Source organism: Pseudomonas pergaminensis (assembly GCF_024112395.2).
GTDB lineage: Bacteria > Pseudomonadota > Gammaproteobacteria > Pseudomonadales > Pseudomonadaceae > Aquipseudomonas > Aquipseudomonas pergaminensis.
In genome coordinates this window covers 2,869,064-2,886,214 of the sequence record NZ_CP078013.2, presented here as the reverse complement: position 1 = coordinate 2,886,214, position 17,151 = coordinate 2,869,064, and the positions used below count along the sequence as shown (strand labels likewise).

Genomic DNA, 17,151 nt, shown 5'->3' with positions numbered 1-17,151 from the left:
ATGCCGCCCGCTCAATGACTGACGTTTAACGATGACCCCAGACGCACTCGCCACCCTGCACGCCCACTTGTTCACCGCCCTGGCGACCCCGCCGACGGAAACCCGGCGCCTGTTCCACGGCCGTGGCCGTTGCTGGCCGGGCCTGGAGCAACTCACGGTGGACTGGTTGCAAGGCGTGTTGCTGGTGTCGTTGTTCAAGGAGCCGGACGCTGCAGCGCTGGAGGCCTTGAAACAGCTGCTGCAGACACACTTCGGCGGTTATACCGTCGCACTGCAGCACCGCTACCTGCCACAAAGCACCACCGAGTGGCTGGCGGGCAGTGCTGTCGACGAACTGACGATCACCGAAGGCGGCCTGCGCTACCTGATCGATCTGGGCAAAAAACAGAATAGCGGGCTGTTCCTCGACATGCGCTACGGCCGCAACTGGGTGCGCGAGCAGGCCAAGGGCCAGCGCGTGCTCAATTTGTTTGCCTACACCTGCGGTTTTTCCGTGGCCGCTATCGAAGGCGGCGCCGAGCATGTGGTGAACCTGGACATGGCCCGTGGTGCCCTGAGCCGTGGCCGCGACAACCATCGGCTCAACGGTCATGACCTGGGCAGGGTCAGCTTCCTGGGCCACGACCTGTTCAAGTCCTGGGCCAAGGTGACCAACAGCGGCCCCTATGACCTGGTAATCATCGACCCGCCCTCGTTCCAGAAAGGCAGCTTCCTGCTGACCAAGGACTACCAGCGTGTGCTGCGCCGCCTCCCGGACTTGCTCACGCCACAGGGCACCGTGCTGGCGTGCATGAACGACCCGGCCTTCGGCGAAGACTTCCTGATCGACGGCGTGACCCGCGAGGCACCCGGCCTGCGCTTCGTGGAGCGCCTGCAAAATCCGCCGGAATTCCCGGATATCGACCCACAAAGTGGCTTGAAGGCACTGGTGTTCCGCCAGGGCTGATGCCGAAACGTCCTACGCTTGCTACGCTAAGTGATACACCGGGGTGGTGAACCTTCTTACCCGCTTCCCGGTCGATACCTGCATTCCCCGGCCAGACTCGACGGCGTCACGTTGTCGGCTGCCCTGTTTCACCTTTTGGAGAACCGCCCGTGATATCGACCCTGCATGTAGCCAGACTCAAAGCCTGGGGCGCCCACGGCTTTACCGCCACCGGTGTGGTATTGGCCTTCCTGGCCACCCTGGCGCTGCTGGAAAACTCACCCAAGGCCTGCCTGCTGTGGCTGGGCCTGGCGCTGGTGGTGGACGGTGTCGACGGCTCACTGGCGCGACGAGTGAATGTCAGCACGGTATTGCCAAGCTTTGACGGCTCGGTGCTGGACCTGGTGATCGATTACCTCACCTACGTGTTCATTCCCGCACTGTTCATCTATCGCTACATCGACCTGCCGGACTTCACCCACCTGTTCACCGTGTCGGTGATCCTGGTGTCGTCGCTGTTCTGCTTCTGCAATGTGAACATGAAGAGCAAGGACAACTACTTCGTCGGCTTCCCCGCCGCGTGGAACGTGGTTGCGCTGTGCGTCTACATCATCCAGCCGGAAGCCTGGGTAACCCTGCTCACCGTGATTGGCCTGGCGCTGCTGACCGTGACGCCGATGAAGTTCCTGCACCCGTTCCGGGTGAAGCGCTTCATGCCGATCAATATCGCCGTGACCACTATCTGGTTGCTGTGCAGCTTCTTGATGGTGGTGGATTACCCGAACACCAACCCGTGGACCTTTGGGTTGTGGTCGTTGATGTCGGCGTACTTCCTGGGGATTTGTATCTGGCGCACGGCGCTGGAGTGGCTGGGAACACACAAATGACTCGGTGAACACTCTTCAAATGTGGGAGGGGGCTTGCCCCCGATAGCGGTGGGTCAGCTAAAGATGAGTCAGCTGGGGCACTGCCATCGGGGGCAAGCCCCCTCCCACATTTGGATTTGCAGACTCCCCGCGAGTAAGATGGCGGCCTTTCGCTTAGCGCCCCGCCAATAATAAGCCCAACCCATGCCCTTCGAACTCAGCGTAGACCTCACCACCCTCGCCATCCTGGCGGTTGTTGCTTTTATCGCCGGTTTTATCGACGCCATTGCCGGCGGCGGTGGCCTACTCACCACGCCTGCCCTGCTCACCGCCGGCATGCCACCGCACCTGGTGCTGGGCACCAACAAGCTCAGTTCCACGTTCGGCTCGGCGACCGCCAGCTTTACCTTCTATCGCCGCAAGCTGTTCCACCCACGCCAGTGGGTGCACGCCATCGTCGGCACGCTGATTGGCGCCCTCACGGGGGCGGTGGTCGCCCACTACCTGCCGGCTGAAACCCTGAACAAGATGCTACCGGTGATCGTGTTCGGCTGCGGCCTTTACCTCTTGTTCGGCGGCACGCCCAAGGCGCCGCTGGACGCCGACGCGCCGATCAAGACGAAGTGGCAGTCCACCCAGGGCTTCGGCCTGGGCTTCTACGATGGCGTGGCGGGCCCGGGCACCGGGGCGTTCTGGACGGTCAGCACGATGCTGTTGCACCCCATCGACCTGGTGAAGGCCAGCGGCGTGGCGCGCAGCATGAACTTCGTCAGCAACGCGGCGGCGCTGTCGGTGTTTATCTTCAACGGTTCGGTGGACTGGATCGTCGGCCTGGCCATGGGCGTGTCGGTGATGTGTGGCGCGTTCTTTGGCGCACGCAGCGCGATCAGCGGCGGCGCCAAATTCATTCGCCCGGTGTTTATCACCGTGGTCCTCGGCCTGACGGTGCGCCTAGCCTGGCAGCACTGGTTCAGCGTGGCCTAGGCGACGGGCCAGGTAGAGGTCGATCAGGTAACGCGCAATCGAGCGTGACGCCGGCAGCGGCGGCAAGTCGTGGATGTTGAACCACTGCGCGTCCTCGATCTCATCGGCCTGGGGCACGATGTCGCCACCGGCGTACTCGGCATGGAAGCCGAGCATCATCGAATGGGGGAACGGCCAGCACTGGCTGCCCATGTACTGGATATTCTTGACCTCCACCTGCACTTCCTCGCGAACCTCGCGGATCAGGCAGTCCTCGGCCGACTCTCCCGGCTCGGCAAACCCCGCCAGCGTGCTGTACACCCCCGTGACAAAGCGTGGCGAACGCGCCAGCAGGATCTCGTCGCCGCGGGTCACCAGCACGATCATGCTCGGTGAAATCCGCGGGTAGCTGCGCAAGTCGCAGGCCTGGCAATGCATCGCGCGTTCGCGCGGCACCTGGACCATGGCCTGGCCGCAACTGCCACAAAACCTGTGTTCCCGCGCCCAGGTGCCGATCTGCGCGGCATAACCCAGCACTTTGTACAGGGTGTGGTCGCCTTGCAGCATGAAGCCCCGCAGGCCCTGCCAACTGCAGCCTGGCACGTCCCCGGCGCTATCGAGTTCCAGCAGGTACACCGGCTCGCCGTCGAGGTGGCCGATGCCGTGTTCGGCAAACACCGACAGGTCCTGGCGCTTGAGCCATTCCCGAGGGAACAAGGGGCCGTTGGTGTCATGCAAAAAGCCGTCGCGGCTGCGGGCAACGGCCCAGCCACCGGGGGTGTCGTTGTCCAGCAGCGTTGTGGTAATCCAGCCTGGGGTCATGTCAGTCAATCCACGAATTCGGGTTTCTGCTTAATCATGTGGGCCGCGATGGCCACGCGCAGGTCGTTGGATTGCAACATAGCCGAGTTCCAGGTGGCAACGTATTCCAAGCCGTCATTGATCGTATGGTCACGCATGTAGCTGATCATGGCCTTGGTGCCGGTGACCGCAATCGGCGACTTGGCGGCGATTTCATGGGCGATTTCCATGACGCCGGCCAACAGGCTGTCCTGATCGGGATAGACGCGATTGACCAGGCCGATGCTGCGCGCTTCCTCGGCGCCGAACTGGCGGCCGGTATAGGCCAGCTCGCGCAGCATGCCGTCGCCGATGATGCGCGGCAGGCGCTGCAGGGTGCCGACGTCGGCCGCCATGCCGATGTCGATTTCCTTGATCGAGAATTGCGCGCCCTCGGCGGCGTAGCGCATGTCACAGGCGCTGATCAGGTCGATGGCGCCGCCGATGCAATAGCCCTGGATTGCCGCCAGCACCGGCTTGCGGCAGTTGTCGACGGCATTGAACGAGGCTTGCAGCTCGAGGATTTTACGGCGCAACAGACGCGCATTGCGGCCCACATCCTTGCCGAACTCATTGGCGACCGAGGCCAGCATCATCAGGTCGATGCCGGAGGAAAAATGTTTGCCCGCACCGCTGAGCACCACGGCGCGTACGGCGTCGGTGTCTTCGATCCATTGGAAGATGTCGATGATCTCGGTCCAGAACGCCGCGTTCATTGCGTTGATCTTTTCCGGGCGATTGATCTGCACATGGGCAACGTTGCCGGTGAGTTCGACGACGAAAGCTTGGTATTCGGACATGGCAGTGATCCCTGACTGGCGAGTGATAAAGGCCAGACTATAACAAGGGTGCGCGACGGCACATCAGCCAAAAACGGGACGGGCAAACGTAATGAAATGTTGTAGGCGCGGGGTTCAGGGTAGGCCGATACATTTCATCCAGAAGCCACGAATGATCGGTTATACACTCTGGGCCACAGCCTGGAGCCGCTTATGCCGTCCACGTTCCGTTCATCCTTGATGCTGGCCCTGGTGGTCGTGTTCACCGGCATTGGCGCCGGCCTCGGCGCAATGCTGCTGGCGCTGCTGCTGCACGGCGTTCAGCACTTGGCCTACGGCTATAGCCTCGACAGCCTGGTCAGCCATGAAACCTTCCTGTGGGGCGTGACCGCCGCCGCGCCCGAACGACGCTTGGCGGTGCTGGTAGTGTGCGGCCTGGTGGCCGGCCTGGGCTGGTGGGCGGTGTACCGTTATGGCCGCCCGCTGGTAAGCATCAAGCAAGCCGTGTCGGAAAAGATGCCGATCATGCCGCCCAAGACCACCCTCGCCCACGCCTTGCTGCAGATCATCACCGTGGCCCTTGGCTCGCCCCTGGGCCGCGAAGTGGCGCCACGGGAGGTCGGCGCATTGGCGGGCAGTTGGCTGTCCCGGCGCGCCCGATTGACCCCGGAACAGCACCGCTTGATCGTCGCCTGCGGTGCCGGCGCAGGCCTCGCGGCGGTGTACAACGTGCCGTTGGGCGGCGCAGTGTTTGTGCTGGAAGTGCTGGTGGGCGCGTTCAGTTGGCCAGCGGCGCTGATTGCACTGGCCACCTCGGCGATTGGCGCGTCGGTGGCGTGGATCGGCCTGGGGGCGGAATCGCAATACGTTGTGCCGCATTTTGTGCTGAGCCCGGCGTTGATCACCTGGGCGGTGGTGTGCGGCCCAGTATTTGGGTTGGCCGCCTATGGTTTTACCCGCCTGACCGGCGCCGCGCGGGCCAATGCCGCACGCGGGTGGCGCCTGCCGGTGCTGGCGTTGATCAACTTCAGCGTGATCGGCGGCCTGGCGATGCTGTTGCCGCAGATCCTCGGCAATGGCAAAGGCCCGGCGCAACTGGGGTTCGACAACGAACTGAGCATCGGCCTGGCGGCGCTGCTGTTGGTGGTCAAGGTGCTGATCACCACCAGCAGCCTGCGCGCCGGCGCCGAAGGCGGGCTACTCACCCCCGGCCTGGCCAATGGCGCGCTGCTGGCAATCATCCTCGGCGGCGCCTGGAGCCTGGCCTGGCCCGGCGTGCCGCTGGGCGCCTTTGCGATCATCGGCGCGGCGGCCTTCCTTGCCGCCAGCATGAGCATGCCGCTGACCGCGATTGTGCTGGTGGCGGAGTTCACCCGCATTGACCATGACTTCCTGGTGCCGATCATCCTCGCAGTGGTCGGTGCCGTCTGTGTGAGCAAGCTGTGCCAGCGCTGGGAAAACGCTGGATAAAACCCCGCACACGCGCCATCCTTCGCGCTTTAAGCCGCCCCCTCTGCGGCGCTCGACGTTTAAAGGATATGCCCATGCACGCCCACCCCCTCACCCCCGCCGAATTCGAATTTATCGAAAACACCCTGCTCAAGTACGGCGACGACCATTCGGTGCTGAACCTGGCCGAACTCGACGGCTACTTCACCGCGCTGGTGTCCAGCCCGGTCCAGGTGGACGTGGCAGAGTGGTTCCCGGCCATCTGGGGCGGCCAGAACCCCGAGTGGGACAACATGGACGAAGCCCAGGGTTTCCTCGAACTGTGCGTGCGCCACCTCAACACCCTGGCAGGCCAACTGGCCACCGACGCCCAGGCCTTCAAGGCCCGTTTCGATGAAACCGAACACCAGGGCCGGGACGTCACCCTGGCCGAAGAATGGTGCTTCGGCTACATCCGCGGCGCCGCCATTGGCAACTGGCCGGAACTGCCGCCTGAACAGGCCGCACTGCTGGAAAAAATCTCCTGGTGCGCCGAACAGGACAACTTCGAACTGCCCGCCGACCTGGACGTGCAAGCACACCAGCAGCGCGTCAGCGAACTCGAACCGGCAGCGCGGGCGCTACATGATTATTGGTTGGCAAAGCGATAAAGGCTGCGGGACGTACCGGCTTTTGCCCGAACCACTCAGGCCGGCTGTCAGACCTGAGTGCTGTAGATCTTGATCTGAGGCGCCCCATCAAACAAACACGCTGGCCGGAATTTGACAGCGACCCGAAGACCGCCATCGCAGGCAAGCCAGCTCCCACATTCAGATCGACGTACACCCAGTAAATATCAGCGACAACGCCCCCAAGCTCGACAAGCACCACATCTATACCCGATCATTCGAGTCCGCCCGTCGGCCACTCCATACCACCTTGCCTTGAATCAGGAGCCTTGTACCTTGAGTTCGCAGAAAACCGTGACCGTGACACCGCCCAACGCCCCCCTCAACGGCAAGGTCGCACCCCCAGGCTCCAAATCCATCACCAACCGCGCCCTGCTGCTGGCAGCCCTGGCCAAGGGCACCAGCCGCCTCAGCGGCGCCCTGAAGAGCGATGACACCCGCCACATGTCAGTGGCCCTGCGCCAAATGGGCGTCACCATCGACGAACCCGACGACACCACCTTCGTCGTCACCGGCCAAGGCAAACTGCAACTGCCACCGCAGCCACTGTTCCTCGGCAATGCCGGCACTGCCATGCGCTTCCTCACCGCCGCCGTGGCCACCGTCGAAGGCACCGTGGTGCTCGACGGCGACGACTACATGCAAAAACGCCCGATCGGCCCACTGCTGGCAACCCTCGGCCAAAACGGCATCCAGGTCGACAGCCCGACCGGCTGCCCCCCCGTCACCGTGCACGGCGTGGGCAAGATCAAGGCCAAGCGCTTCGAGATCGACGGTGGCCTTTCCAGCCAATACGTATCGGCCCTGCTGATGCTCGCGGCCTGCGGCGAAGCGCCGATTGAAGTGGCGCTGACCGGCAAGGACATCGGCGCCCGTGGCTACGTGGACCTGACCCTGGACTGCATGCGCGCCTTCGGTGCCCAGGTGGAAGCCGTCAACGACACCACCTGGCGCGTGGCCCCGACCGGCTACACTGCCCACGATTACCTGATCGAGCCCGACGCCTCCGCCGCCACCTACCTGTGGGCTGCCGAAGTGCTGACCGGTGGGCGCATCGACATCGGCGTGGCTGCGCAAGACTTCACCCAGCCCGACGCCAAGGCCCAGGCCGTGATCGCGCAGTTCCCGAACATGCAAGCCACGGTCATCGGCTCGCAGATGCAGGACGCCATCCCGACCCTGGCAGTGCTCGCCGCGTTCAACAACACCCCGGTGCGCTTCACCGAGTTGGCCAACCTGCGGGTCAAGGAATGTGACCGTGTACAGGCCCTGCATGACGGCCTGAACGAAATCCGCCCAGGCCTGGCGACCATCGAAGGCGACGACCTGCTGGTGGCCAGCGATCCGGCCCTGGCGGGTACGTCGTGCAACGCGCTGATCGACACCCATGCCGACCACCGCATCGCCATGTGCTTTGCGCTGGCGGGGCTGAAAGTCGCGGGCATCCGCATTCAAGACCCGGACTGCGTGGCCAAGACCTATCCTGAATACTGGAAGGCCCTGGGCAGTCTCGGGGTTCAGTTGAGCTACTAAGGGCTCGGCGTCGGAATGGGGAGGCAACGCACATGACAATTCGCCAACCCTGCCCACCCGGCGCCTGTGTCTGTGACCGCGAGCAACTGCTGCAAGCACCCGGCGCCGACCTGCGTATCCTCAACCTCACGCGCCAGGAAGAGAAAAAACTGCTCGACCGGCTTGAAGACCTCAAGAGCCTGCAAGACCTGGAACACATGCAGCAGCGGATGTACGAGCTCCTGGGCATCCGCGTGCATGTCGCCCCCGGACACACCGAGGTCAAGAGCATGCGCGGCATCCAGATCGTGATCGACGAGCTGCCAGGCATGTGCCGCAAGACCCGCCAATCCATCCCGGCCGCCATCCGCCGGGGTATGGAGAAACGTCCGGAAATTGCCTACCGCCTGCTGGACGCCCACGACCTGTTTCGCGAAGGTTGAATCAACCGGCGACGGTTTCGGTGTCGAACACCGCCTCGCCCACGGCCCTGGCCTTGTCCAGATGCGCCTGCACCCCGCCGCTTTCCGACTCCAGCAACAACGCCGACGTCACCACCTGCGCGCCACAGTAATCGAAGATCCCGTAGTCAATTTGCGTGCGCATTGCCTTGGCGTAGCCGTGTCGATCAAACGCATCGTCGTCCGCTGCGCCCAGGGCCAGCAGATGCACCTGCAGGTGCCGCAGCTTTTTCACCACTGGAGTGTCGGGGCCGTAGTCGATGGCCCAGCCGTTGACGAAGACGCGGTCGATCCAGCCCTTGAGCAGGCCCGGCAACGACCACCAGTAAATCGGGAACGCCAGCACCAGCGCATCGGCGCGGTCGATGCGGGCCTGTTCGGCCAACACGTCGACCGGTGGCGTGGCGCGGGTGCGATGCACCAAGTGGTCGGCGGCGGTGTAGCGCGGGTCGAAACCTTCGGCGGCAATGTCGGCGATTTCGTAGGTGTGGCCCGATGCAGTGAGGCCGGCGGCCACCTGCGCTACCACACTGTGGGTGAGGGATTTTGGGTCGTGGTGAGCAACAACGATAAGTGCATGCATGACATTGACTCCCTTTGGGGTTAGCCTAGGCTCAAGTTACGATTAGTAAGTTACTTTTGGTATATAAGCATGTCAAGCAGCGAATCCCCTGCCCCCCGTCGTCGCCTGTCCCGTGAAGATCGCCTGCGCCAACTCTTGGAGGTGGCCTGGCAACTGGTGCGTGATGAAGGCACCGAAGCCCTGACCCTTGGCCGCCTGGCAGAGTTGGCGGGCGTGACCAAGCCGGTGGTGTACGACCATTTCGTCACGCGAGCCGGTTTGCTGGCAGCGTTGTACGAGGACTTCGATGCCCGCCAGGATCAGGTCTTCGCCAACGCCATCGCAGCCAGTGGCGACACCCTGGACGAGCGTGCCTGGGTGATCGCCGAGTCCTATGTGGATTGCGTGTTATTGCAGGGTCGGGAAATCCCGGGGGTGATTGCGGCGCTCAGCAGTTCGCCGGAACTGGAAGCGCTCAAGCGCCAGTACGAGGCGATCTTCCTCGACAAGTGCCGCGACGCGCTGTCGCCTTTTGGCCACATTACCCAGGCCGGTTTAAGGGCGATGCTGGGGGCGGCGGAAGCCTTGTCCCAGGCCGCAGCCAGCGGAGAGATCAGCCGTGAGGAGGCGCAGCAGGAGCTGCTCGCAACCATCCTGGCGATGGTCAATCGCGGCGCGTTCAAATAATCACTGGCAGGTGAGGAATAAACCGGCGCGACCGGTTTTACCAGAGTACGGCAAGCAATGGGCCCGCTCACCACAAGAGCTCACTCACCCCTAAAGAAAGAACGCCGCCTAACGCCCGGCTACAAAAAGCTGCACCTTGCGGGTCAGTTGATCGAGGTGTCGATCGCGTTGTTTCTCTGCATCAATCATGGCGCGCTTGCCGTGCTTTTGCAGCAGGTAGGTATGAATCTGCTGCACTTCCAGTGAGCGGTAGATCGACGCCACATCCAACACGCCCATCAGGCCGTCAGTGCCGTAGTCCCGCGTATTCATCAACACCTGCGTGCCCCGCCCGCCGCGCACCTGGAAGCCCATGCCTTCAAATGCCGGCACCTTCTCCACCGAGCACGCCAATTCCGCATGGGGATAACGGCCCAGCACGTCGCGCATCATTGCGCGCGCCACACCCTGGCGCCGGTAGCCGACTTGCACGGCCATGAACGCAACGCCGCAGGCTTCTGGATCATCCTTCACGGGCAGGTAGAGGCAAAAGCCGATGAGTTTTTCCTCTTCCATCGCCACGACCAACTCGACCGCAATGCCCTTGGAACCGTCCAGCGCTTCCAGGTACAGGTGCACCTCAAAGCCAGTGGCGTACTGGTAGATGTTGTACAGCAGGTTGCTCGGCGGCAGCGCCACACTGCTGATGTCGGTGAGGTTGTCCACCACCAGTTGCAGGATCTGGCCGTTGATAGGCTCCGGGCACGGTGTGGTGTAGCGGGTAAGGCTGTACATGCAAATTCCTGGGGTTCAGCGTCAAGGCAGCGCCGATTGTACCTGCTCGACGCACACCTCGCGCAAACACGCGCGCAACCAACGATGGGCCAGGTCGGCATCCAGCCGCGGGTGCCACAGCATCGCCACGGTAAAGGTCGGCAATGTCAGCGGCAGCGCAAAGCAGTGCAGGCCATCACGCGCATGGGCGATGTAGCGCTCGGGCACGCTGGCGATCAGGTCGGTGGTGCGCGCCAGGGCGATCGCCGTGGCGAAACCCGCGACGATGGTGCTGATCTGTCGCGTGAGGCCCTGTTTTTCGAGGGCATCGTCGATCTGGCCACGGTCCTGGCCACGGCGCGACACGTAAACATGCTGGCCTTGGGCAAAGCGTCGCGCGTCGACGTCGCCCTGGCTCAAGGGATGGCCGCTGCGTACCACGCCCACCAAGCGGTCACGAAACAGCGCCTGGGTCAGCACTTCCGGGCTGGCAGTGGGATCGACGACGCCGGTTTCCAGGTCGACGCTGCCTTCGCGCAGCAGGGTGCTGTGCTTGTCGGTCTTGTTGATGAAGCGCAGGCGCACGCCCGGCGCTTCCCGGGCAATCCGCGCCAACAGTGCCGGGGCGAAATGCTCGACGAATTCTTCGCTGGTACGCAGGGTAAAGGTGCGCTCGACCCGGGCCATGTCCAGCGACTGCATCGGCCGCAACACGGCGTTGGCGTCCTGCACCAGCCGGCTGACCTGTTCACGCAACGCCACTGCCTTGGGCGTGGGCACCAGGCCACGGCCGGCGCGTACCAGCAGCGGGTCGCCGGTGGTTTCACGCAAACGCGCCAAAGCACGGCTCATCGCCGAAGGGCTCAGGCGCAGGCGTTTGGCCGCGCCCGCCACGCTGCCTTCGGCGAGTAAAACATCCAGGGTGGTCAGCAAGTTGAGATCGGGCATCGGCATTCCTTATCAGGCGTTACACGCATGCATTCAGTGCAACCCATGCGTCTACCGCCATAGTAGGCGACGCCTTAGAGTTGTGACAGTTGCCTTCATCCAAGGATTTCCCATGCTCACTCCCTCACGCGGCAGCCTTGTCGGCCTGTCCCTGTCCATGTTGCTCGCCTCCCTGGGCACCAGCATCGCCAATGTCGGCCTGCCCAGCCTGGCGCAGGCGTTCGAGGCCTCGTTTCACGCCGTGCAGTGGGTGGTGTTGGCCTATTTGCTGGCAATCACTGCGGTGATTGTGAGTGCCGGAAGCCTGGGCGACCACCTGGGTCGCCGGCGGTTGCTGATGGCGGGCTTGCTGCTGTTCACCGTAGCGTGCGGATTGTGCGGCGTGGCGCCGGCGCTTGAATGGCTGATTGCCGCGCGCATCCTGCAAGGCCTGGGCGCGGCCGTCATGATGGCCATGGCGTTGGGTATGGTCGGTGATACGGTTGCCAAGGAACGTACCGGCCGGGTCATGGGCTTGCTGGGTACGATGTCGGCGGTTGGCACCGCGATGGGGCCGAGCCTGGGGGGCGTGTTGCTGAGCCTGTGGGGCTGGCGCGCGATTTTCCTGGTCGGCGTACCGCTCGGCTCGGTGGCCGTCGCCCTCGCCTACCATTATTTGCCGGTTGATCGCCCCCGCGCGCCAGCGTCCACAGGGCCGGGTTTCTGGTCATCCTTGCAGGTGCCAGCGTTGCGCGCGGGCCTGGCCATGAGTGCCTTGGTGGCCGCGGTGATCATGGCCACCTTTGTGGTCGGGCCGTTCTATCTGTCCCGCGGCCTGGGCCTCGACCCCGAGTGGATGGGCCTGGCGATGGCGCTCGGCCCCTGTGTCGCGGCGTGCGCTGGCGTACCGGCCGGTCGCCTCACCGACCGCTTCGGCAGCCAGCGCATGACCCTCGCCGGGCTGGCGCTGCTGGCCTGCGGTGCGCTGCTGTTGTCGCTGGCGTCAGGGTTGGTCGCCTACCTGACCTCGCTGGTCATCTTGACGACGGGTTACAGCCTGTTCCAGGCCGCGAACAACACGGCGGTCATGAGCGATGTGGACGGCTCTCGTCGAGGCACCGTCTCGGGGTTGCTGAACCTGTCGCGCAACCTCGGGCTGATCTTCGGCGCGTCCGTGCTGGGTGCGGTCTTTGCCTGGGCCAGCCCGGATGTGACCCGCGCCCTGCCGCAATCCGTGGCCTTTGGCCTGCATGTAACCTTCAGCGTGGCGCTGGGGTTGATCCTGCTGGCCAGTGTGATGGCATGGCGCCGCTTTGGCGCTTGTAACAAGCTTTAGAACACCCATTGAGGCAAAAAAACAAAAAAGGCGTTGCGCCAGACCGGGTTACATCGCGCATCATGGGCACTTTCAAGCTCAAGGGTAACGTCCATGCGCGTTCTGTCATTGATGATGGGTCTTACGACGCTGGCCGCCACTACGGTGTTCTGCGCCAGCGCGATGGCGAATGAAGAAAGTCAGTTGGTACAACAGATCAACCAATACCGCAGCCAGGTGCAACGCTGCGGCGACCAGGGTTCCCAGGAACTGCCGCCGCTGGCCAGTGATACGCGGCTGGTGCTGCCGGCCAACAATGTGGGCGACCTGCAGCAAGCGCTGGCGCGTGCCGCGTACCCGATGGTCAACGTGCAGGCCATCAGCTTGTCCGGGCCCAAGGATGCCCAGGCAGCCATGAAGGCAGTGCGCGAAAGCTTCTGCCGGGTGGTGCTGGACCCGCAATTCGTCGATATCGGCGTCAGCAACAGCGGCCAGGACTGGCGCATCGTGCTCGCCCGCCCACTGCTCACCAGCGGCCTGGGCGACTGGCAGACCGAAGGCAAGCAGGTGCTGAACCTGATCAACACCGCGCGCTCGCAACCGCGCCAATGCGGCACCCAGGCCTTTACCGCGACCACACCCTTGTCTTGGAACGAAGACCTGGCAGGCGCCGCGAACAGCCACACGCGCAACATGGCCAACGGTAATTTCTTCGACCACCTCGACCATGATGGCCGTACCCCTGGGGACCGTGCCGAACTGGCCGGGTACATCGCGAAGAACATCGGCGAAAACATCGCTGCCGGCCTGGATACCCCGCGCAAAGTCGTGGATGGCTGGCTGGCCAGCCCCGGCCATTGCGCCAACCTGATGAACCCGCAATTTCGCGAGCTGGGTGCAGCGTACGCCATGGACCCGAAGAGTGATGCAGGGATCTATTGGACGGGGGTTTTCGGCGCGCAGTAAGTCAATGTGCAGGCTCATCAAACGGTTGCAGCATCAAATCGCCATCTCATGGATAATGCCGCTGAACTTGGCAGCGGTCATTCCGGTCTGTTGATTGTTAACCTGACCCTTTCAGGCGTTCGACAGACCGTGGCAAACAAGGTGTTCTCGCAATGATGAATTGGCTGCAAAGCAGCAGCGACATGGCTGAGCGGGTGCGCCAGCATGATTGGGCGAGCACGCCCCTGGGGCCGCTGGAGCAGTGGCCGGATGTGCTCAAGACCACCGTGGCGCTGTGCTTTGCCTCAAGCTTCCCGCAAGCCATCGTGTGGGGGCCGCAGTTGACCATGCTGTACAACGACGCCTTTATTCCGATCCTGGGCGACAAACCCTATGCGCTGGGCCGCCCATTCAGCGAGGTGTGGCAAGAGGTCTGGGCAGACGTCAGCCCCATCGCCAAGGCGGCGTACGAGGGGCATGCCACCTATATCGAGAACTTCCCCCTACTGATCGAGCGCGGCAACGGTCCCGAACAGGCGTACTTCACCTTTTGCTACAGCCCGATCCGCGACCCTCTCGGCAAGGTCGTGGGCATGCTCGACACCGTCACCGAAACCACCGCCACCGTGTTCCTCGCCCGCCGCCTGGCCGTGCTGGATGCCGTCGGCAGTGCGGTGGCCAACGCCACCGACGCCGAAACCATCATGTCCACCACCACCCGCTTGCTGGCTGAGCATTTGCAGGTGTCCAATTGCGCCTACGCGGACATGGACGCCGACGAAGACGGCTTCACCATTCGCGGCAATTGGGCCGCACCGGGCTCGCCCAGCATCGTGGGGCGCTACAGCCTCGCCTCGTTCGGCGCACGGGCCGTGCGCCAGTTGCGCGCCGGTGAGCCGCTGGTGGTGGAGGACAACCGGATGGAATTCGCGCCGGAGGATGCCGCCAGCTATCAGGCCCTGGGCGCCCTGGCGACGGTGTGTTTCCCATTGATCAAGGACGGCCGCCTGACCGCCTTGATGGCGGTGCATCACAAGACCGCGCGCGTCTGGTCACCCTACGACCTGGCGCTGGTGGGCGAAGTCACCGAACGCTCCTGGGCCCATATCGAGCGGGTACGCGCCGACGCCGCCGTGCGCGAAGGCCTGGCCGCGTTCACCGAGCTGAACGCCACCCTCGAACAGCGCGTGCTGGAGCGCACCACCGCCCTCACCCAGGCCGAGGCCGCGTTGCACCAGTCACAGAAACTCGAAGCCATCGGCCAACTGACCGGCGGCGTCGCCCATGACTTCAACAACCTGCTGACCATCATTCGCTCCTCGGTGGACTTTCTGCGCCAACCCGGGCTTTCCGAAGAGCGGCGCCAACGCTACATGGGCGCTGTATCCGACACGGTCGAGCGCGCCAGCAAACTCACCAGCCAACTGCTCGCCTTCGCCCGGCGCCAACCGCTCAACCCGGAAGTCTTCGATGTGGGCGAGCGGGTCAAGAACATCGGCGAAATGCTCGAAAGCGTCACCGGCGCACGCATCCACGTGCAGGTGCAATTGCCCGAACACCCTTGCCATGTGCGGGTGGATGCCAGCCAGTTTGAAACCGCGCTGATCAATATCGCCCTGAATGCCCGGGATGCAATGGAGGGGCAAGGCACCCTGACCCTGCGCGTGGTCAAGGTGGACGCCATGCCACGGATCCGGGGTGATGGTGAGGCCCGCCAGCCTTTTGTGAGCATTTCCCTGGCCGATACCGGCAGCGGTATCCCTGGGGATGCTGTGGAGCGCATTTTCGAGCCATTCTTTACCACCAAGGCCGTAGGCAAAGGCACCGGGCTGGGGCTGTCCCAGGTATTCGGCTTTGCCAAGCAGTCCGGCGGCAACGTAGATGTGGCCAGCAACCCAGGGCAAGGCTCGGTATTTACACTGTATCTGCCAGAAGCGGCACCCCAGGCGATGCCCTCCGAGCAACCGCAGGACGACGCTCTGCCCACACACGATGCCGCGCAACGTCATATCCTGATCGTCGAAGACAACCTTGAGGTAGGCCGCTTCGCCACTCAGATCCTCCAGGACCTGGGCTACCAGACCACTTGGGCCACCGACGCCGAACAGGCACTCGCCCTGGCCGGCGCGGACGCCTTGGCGTTCGATGGGATTTTCTCGGACGTCGTAATGCCCGGCATGACCGGCGTCACCATGGCCAAGTTGCTGCGCCAACGGCGCCCGGACTTGCCGGTGGTGCTCACCTCGGGCTACAGCGAAGAATTGGCCGACAGTGGTTATGAAGGGTTTGAGTTCCTGCCCAAGCCCTACTCCGCCGATCAGGTTGCGCGGGCGTTGGCCAGGGCGATGGCCTGAGTTACTCCGCCACCGCCACCTGATTGCGCCCCTGGGCCTTGGCGCGGTACAGCGCTTTGTCGGCGGTATTCATCAGGCCATGCAGGTCTTGATCCTGGGTATGGGTGGATGCCACACCCAGGCTGGCCGACAACCCATGCACCGGCTCCGATGCCAGCCCCGAGATCGCCTTGACCAACTGTTCGGCGATCGCCCGTGCCGTGTCCAGTGAGGTGTTGGGCAGCAACACCGCAAACTCTTCGCCACCCAGGCGCCCGTAGACATCGGCCTGGCGGAACGAGGCGCTGATCACCCCGCCTATCTGGCGCAACACCTGGTCGCCGGCCTGGTGGCCGTAGGTGTCGTTGATTTGCTTGAAGTGGTCCATGTCCATCATCAATGCGCACAGCGGCTGACGGTTGTGACGGCATTGTTCGTAGAGCACCTGGGCACGTTCGAAAAACGCACGGCGGTTCATCAGGCCGGTGAGTTCGTCGGTCTGTGCGGCGCGGGTTGAAATAGTGTGGGCCCGTTCCATTTGCCGGGTCAGGCGAAAGGCCTTTTCCAAGGCATCCGACAGTTTGCGTGTAGCGCTGACCACAAAGGTGGAAAACACCAGCACCGCAATGGCGACGCCCACTTGCAGGGAAGAAGGCTGGAACAGCAGCCACAGCGTACACGGCAGCAGCACCAACGCCATGGAGGCCAGGGTCATGTAGCGGTAAGCCGAATAACACGACACCGCGCTGACCGACATGCCCACGGTAAACAACATCACCAGTACTTGGGAAAGGCGATCATCGGTAGGCATCACCGCCAGGGCGCCAGCGCCCCAGATCCCGGCCGACAGCACCAGCGTGAGCCAGTAGCGGCGCTCCCAACGATCGGGCGTGCGCTCAGCGTTGGGGCAGCGAAACCACTCCATGAACATCTGGACGCGCAGCAGCGACGACACCGCCAGCACCACCAGCCAGACCAGGATGACCTGATGGTCAAACCGGTCCCAACACAGCCAACAGAGCATCAAGGCCGCCAGGTAACTGCCGAAAATCGCGGCAAATGATTGCCTGAACAGCTGGTGCAAACGATCAGTGCGCACCTGCTCTTCTATAATGCAATCCTGGTCCTGCCCACGCCCAAGGCCATTCATGAAATCCGCCTGATTC

General features: G+C 63.5%; 17 protein-coding genes. 11 read left to right on the top strand and 6 right to left on the bottom strand.

Annotated features, from left to right (window positions below):
• The first annotated feature begins 31 nt into the window (after positions 1-31).
• The 3 genes from KUA23_RS13100 (at position 32) to KUA23_RS13090 (ending at position 2,775) form a co-directional block, all read left to right on the top strand.
• Positions 32-946: a class I SAM-dependent methyltransferase gene (locus KUA23_RS13100; protein WP_078048204.1), complete on the top strand. Its 915-nt coding sequence runs from the start codon at positions 32-34 to the stop codon at positions 944-946.
• 149 nt (positions 947-1,095) lie between these two features.
• The gene (pcsA, locus tag KUA23_RS13095; protein ID WP_078048203.1) at positions 1,096-1,812 is read left to right on the top strand and encodes a phosphatidylcholine synthase; all 717 of its coding nucleotides are present in this window, start codon (positions 1,096-1,098) and stop codon (positions 1,810-1,812) included.
• Positions 1,813-1,995: 183 nt separating this feature from the next.
• On the top strand, positions 1,996-2,775 hold the full coding sequence (locus tag KUA23_RS13090) for a TSUP family transporter (RefSeq protein WP_078048202.1): 780 nt from the start codon (positions 1,996-1,998) through the stop codon (positions 2,773-2,775).
• Here the strand turns inward: KUA23_RS13090 and nudC are convergent.
• Entirely contained in the window at positions 2,743-3,576 is an 834-nt protein-coding gene (gene nudC, locus KUA23_RS13085; RefSeq protein ID WP_078048201.1) for an NAD(+) diphosphatase, read from the bottom strand. The genes KUA23_RS13090 and nudC overlap by 33 nt on opposite strands.
• A 5-nt stretch (positions 3,577-3,581) precedes the next feature.
• A complete protein-coding gene (locus KUA23_RS13080; RefSeq protein WP_252994086.1) occupies positions 3,582-4,394 on the bottom strand; it encodes a crotonase/enoyl-CoA hydratase family protein in 813 nt (270 codons plus the stop codon).
• A 192-nt stretch (positions 4,395-4,586) separates the two neighbouring features.
• On the opposite strand from KUA23_RS13080, the gene KUA23_RS13075 reads away from it, so the two are divergent.
• From KUA23_RS13075 to KUA23_RS13060, 4 genes are all read left to right on the top strand, one after another.
• Positions 4,587-5,843 carry a chloride channel protein gene (locus KUA23_RS13075; RefSeq protein WP_252994085.1) on the top strand — a complete coding sequence of 419 codons (1,257 nt, stop codon included), beginning with the start codon at positions 4,587-4,589 and terminating at the stop codon, positions 5,841-5,843.
• Positions 5,844-5,917: 74 nt separating this feature from the next.
• On the top strand, positions 5,918-6,472 hold the full coding sequence (locus KUA23_RS13070) for a UPF0149 family protein (protein WP_099492734.1): 555 nt from the start codon (positions 5,918-5,920) through the stop codon (positions 6,470-6,472).
• A 294-nt stretch (positions 6,473-6,766) separates the two neighbouring features.
• Positions 6,767-8,023 carry a 3-phosphoshikimate 1-carboxyvinyltransferase gene (gene aroA, locus KUA23_RS13065; protein ID WP_078048196.1) on the top strand — a complete coding sequence of 419 codons (1,257 nt, stop codon included), beginning with the start codon at positions 6,767-6,769 and terminating at the stop codon, positions 8,021-8,023.
• Positions 8,024-8,055: 32 nt separating this feature from the next.
• A complete protein-coding gene (locus tag KUA23_RS13060) occupies positions 8,056-8,445 on the top strand; it encodes a hypothetical protein (RefSeq protein ID WP_010210708.1) in 390 nt (129 codons plus the stop codon).
• A 1-nt stretch (position 8,446) separates the two neighbouring features.
• Here the strand turns inward: KUA23_RS13060 and KUA23_RS13055 are convergent, their stop codons facing one another.
• Positions 8,447-9,046, bottom strand: coding sequence for an NAD(P)H-dependent oxidoreductase (locus tag KUA23_RS13055; protein ID WP_252994084.1), 600 nt, complete (start codon positions 9,044-9,046; stop codon positions 8,447-8,449).
• Between the two features lie 69 nt (positions 9,047-9,115).
• Here KUA23_RS13055 and KUA23_RS13050 point away from each other — a divergent pair, with 69 nt between their 5' ends.
• Positions 9,116-9,712 (top strand): TetR/AcrR family transcriptional regulator, encoded by a 597-nt coding sequence (locus KUA23_RS13050; protein ID WP_078048194.1) that lies wholly within the window; start codon positions 9,116-9,118, stop codon positions 9,710-9,712.
• Positions 9,713-9,820: 108 nt separating this feature from the next.
• Here the strand turns inward: KUA23_RS13050 and KUA23_RS13045 are convergent, their stop codons facing one another.
• Together KUA23_RS13045 and KUA23_RS13040 are read right to left on the bottom strand one after the other, a co-directional pair.
• The gene (locus KUA23_RS13045; protein WP_078048193.1) at positions 9,821-10,486 is read right to left on the bottom strand and encodes a GNAT family N-acetyltransferase; all 666 of its coding nucleotides are present in this window, start codon (positions 10,484-10,486) and stop codon (positions 9,821-9,823) included.
• Between the two features lie 21 nt (positions 10,487-10,507).
• Positions 10,508-11,413: a LysR family transcriptional regulator gene (locus KUA23_RS13040; protein WP_252994083.1), complete on the bottom strand. Its 906-nt coding sequence runs from the start codon at positions 11,411-11,413 to the stop codon at positions 10,508-10,510.
• A 112-nt stretch (positions 11,414-11,525) separates the two neighbouring features.
• On the opposite strand from KUA23_RS13040, the gene KUA23_RS13035 reads away from it, so the two are divergent.
• The 3 genes from KUA23_RS13035 (at position 11,526) to KUA23_RS13025 (ending at position 16,006) form a co-directional block, all read left to right on the top strand.
• The gene (locus KUA23_RS13035; protein ID WP_252994082.1) at positions 11,526-12,728 is read left to right on the top strand and encodes an MFS transporter; all 1,203 of its coding nucleotides are present in this window, start codon (positions 11,526-11,528) and stop codon (positions 12,726-12,728) included.
• Between the two features lie 93 nt (positions 12,729-12,821).
• On the top strand, positions 12,822-13,673 hold the full coding sequence (locus KUA23_RS13030; RefSeq protein WP_078048190.1) for a CAP domain-containing protein: 852 nt from the start codon (positions 12,822-12,824) through the stop codon (positions 13,671-13,673).
• A gap of 152 nt (positions 13,674-13,825) precedes the next feature.
• Entirely contained in the window at positions 13,826-16,006 is a 2,181-nt protein-coding gene (locus KUA23_RS13025; protein ID WP_252994081.1) for a GAF domain-containing hybrid sensor histidine kinase/response regulator, read from the top strand.
• A gap of 1 nt (position 16,007) precedes the next feature.
• Here KUA23_RS13025 and KUA23_RS13020 read toward each other — a convergent pair whose 3' ends face one another.
• Positions 16,008-17,135, bottom strand: coding sequence for a GGDEF domain-containing protein (locus tag KUA23_RS13020; RefSeq protein WP_252994080.1), 1,128 nt, complete (start codon positions 17,133-17,135; stop codon positions 16,008-16,010).
• Positions 17,136-17,151 lie beyond the last annotated feature (16 nt).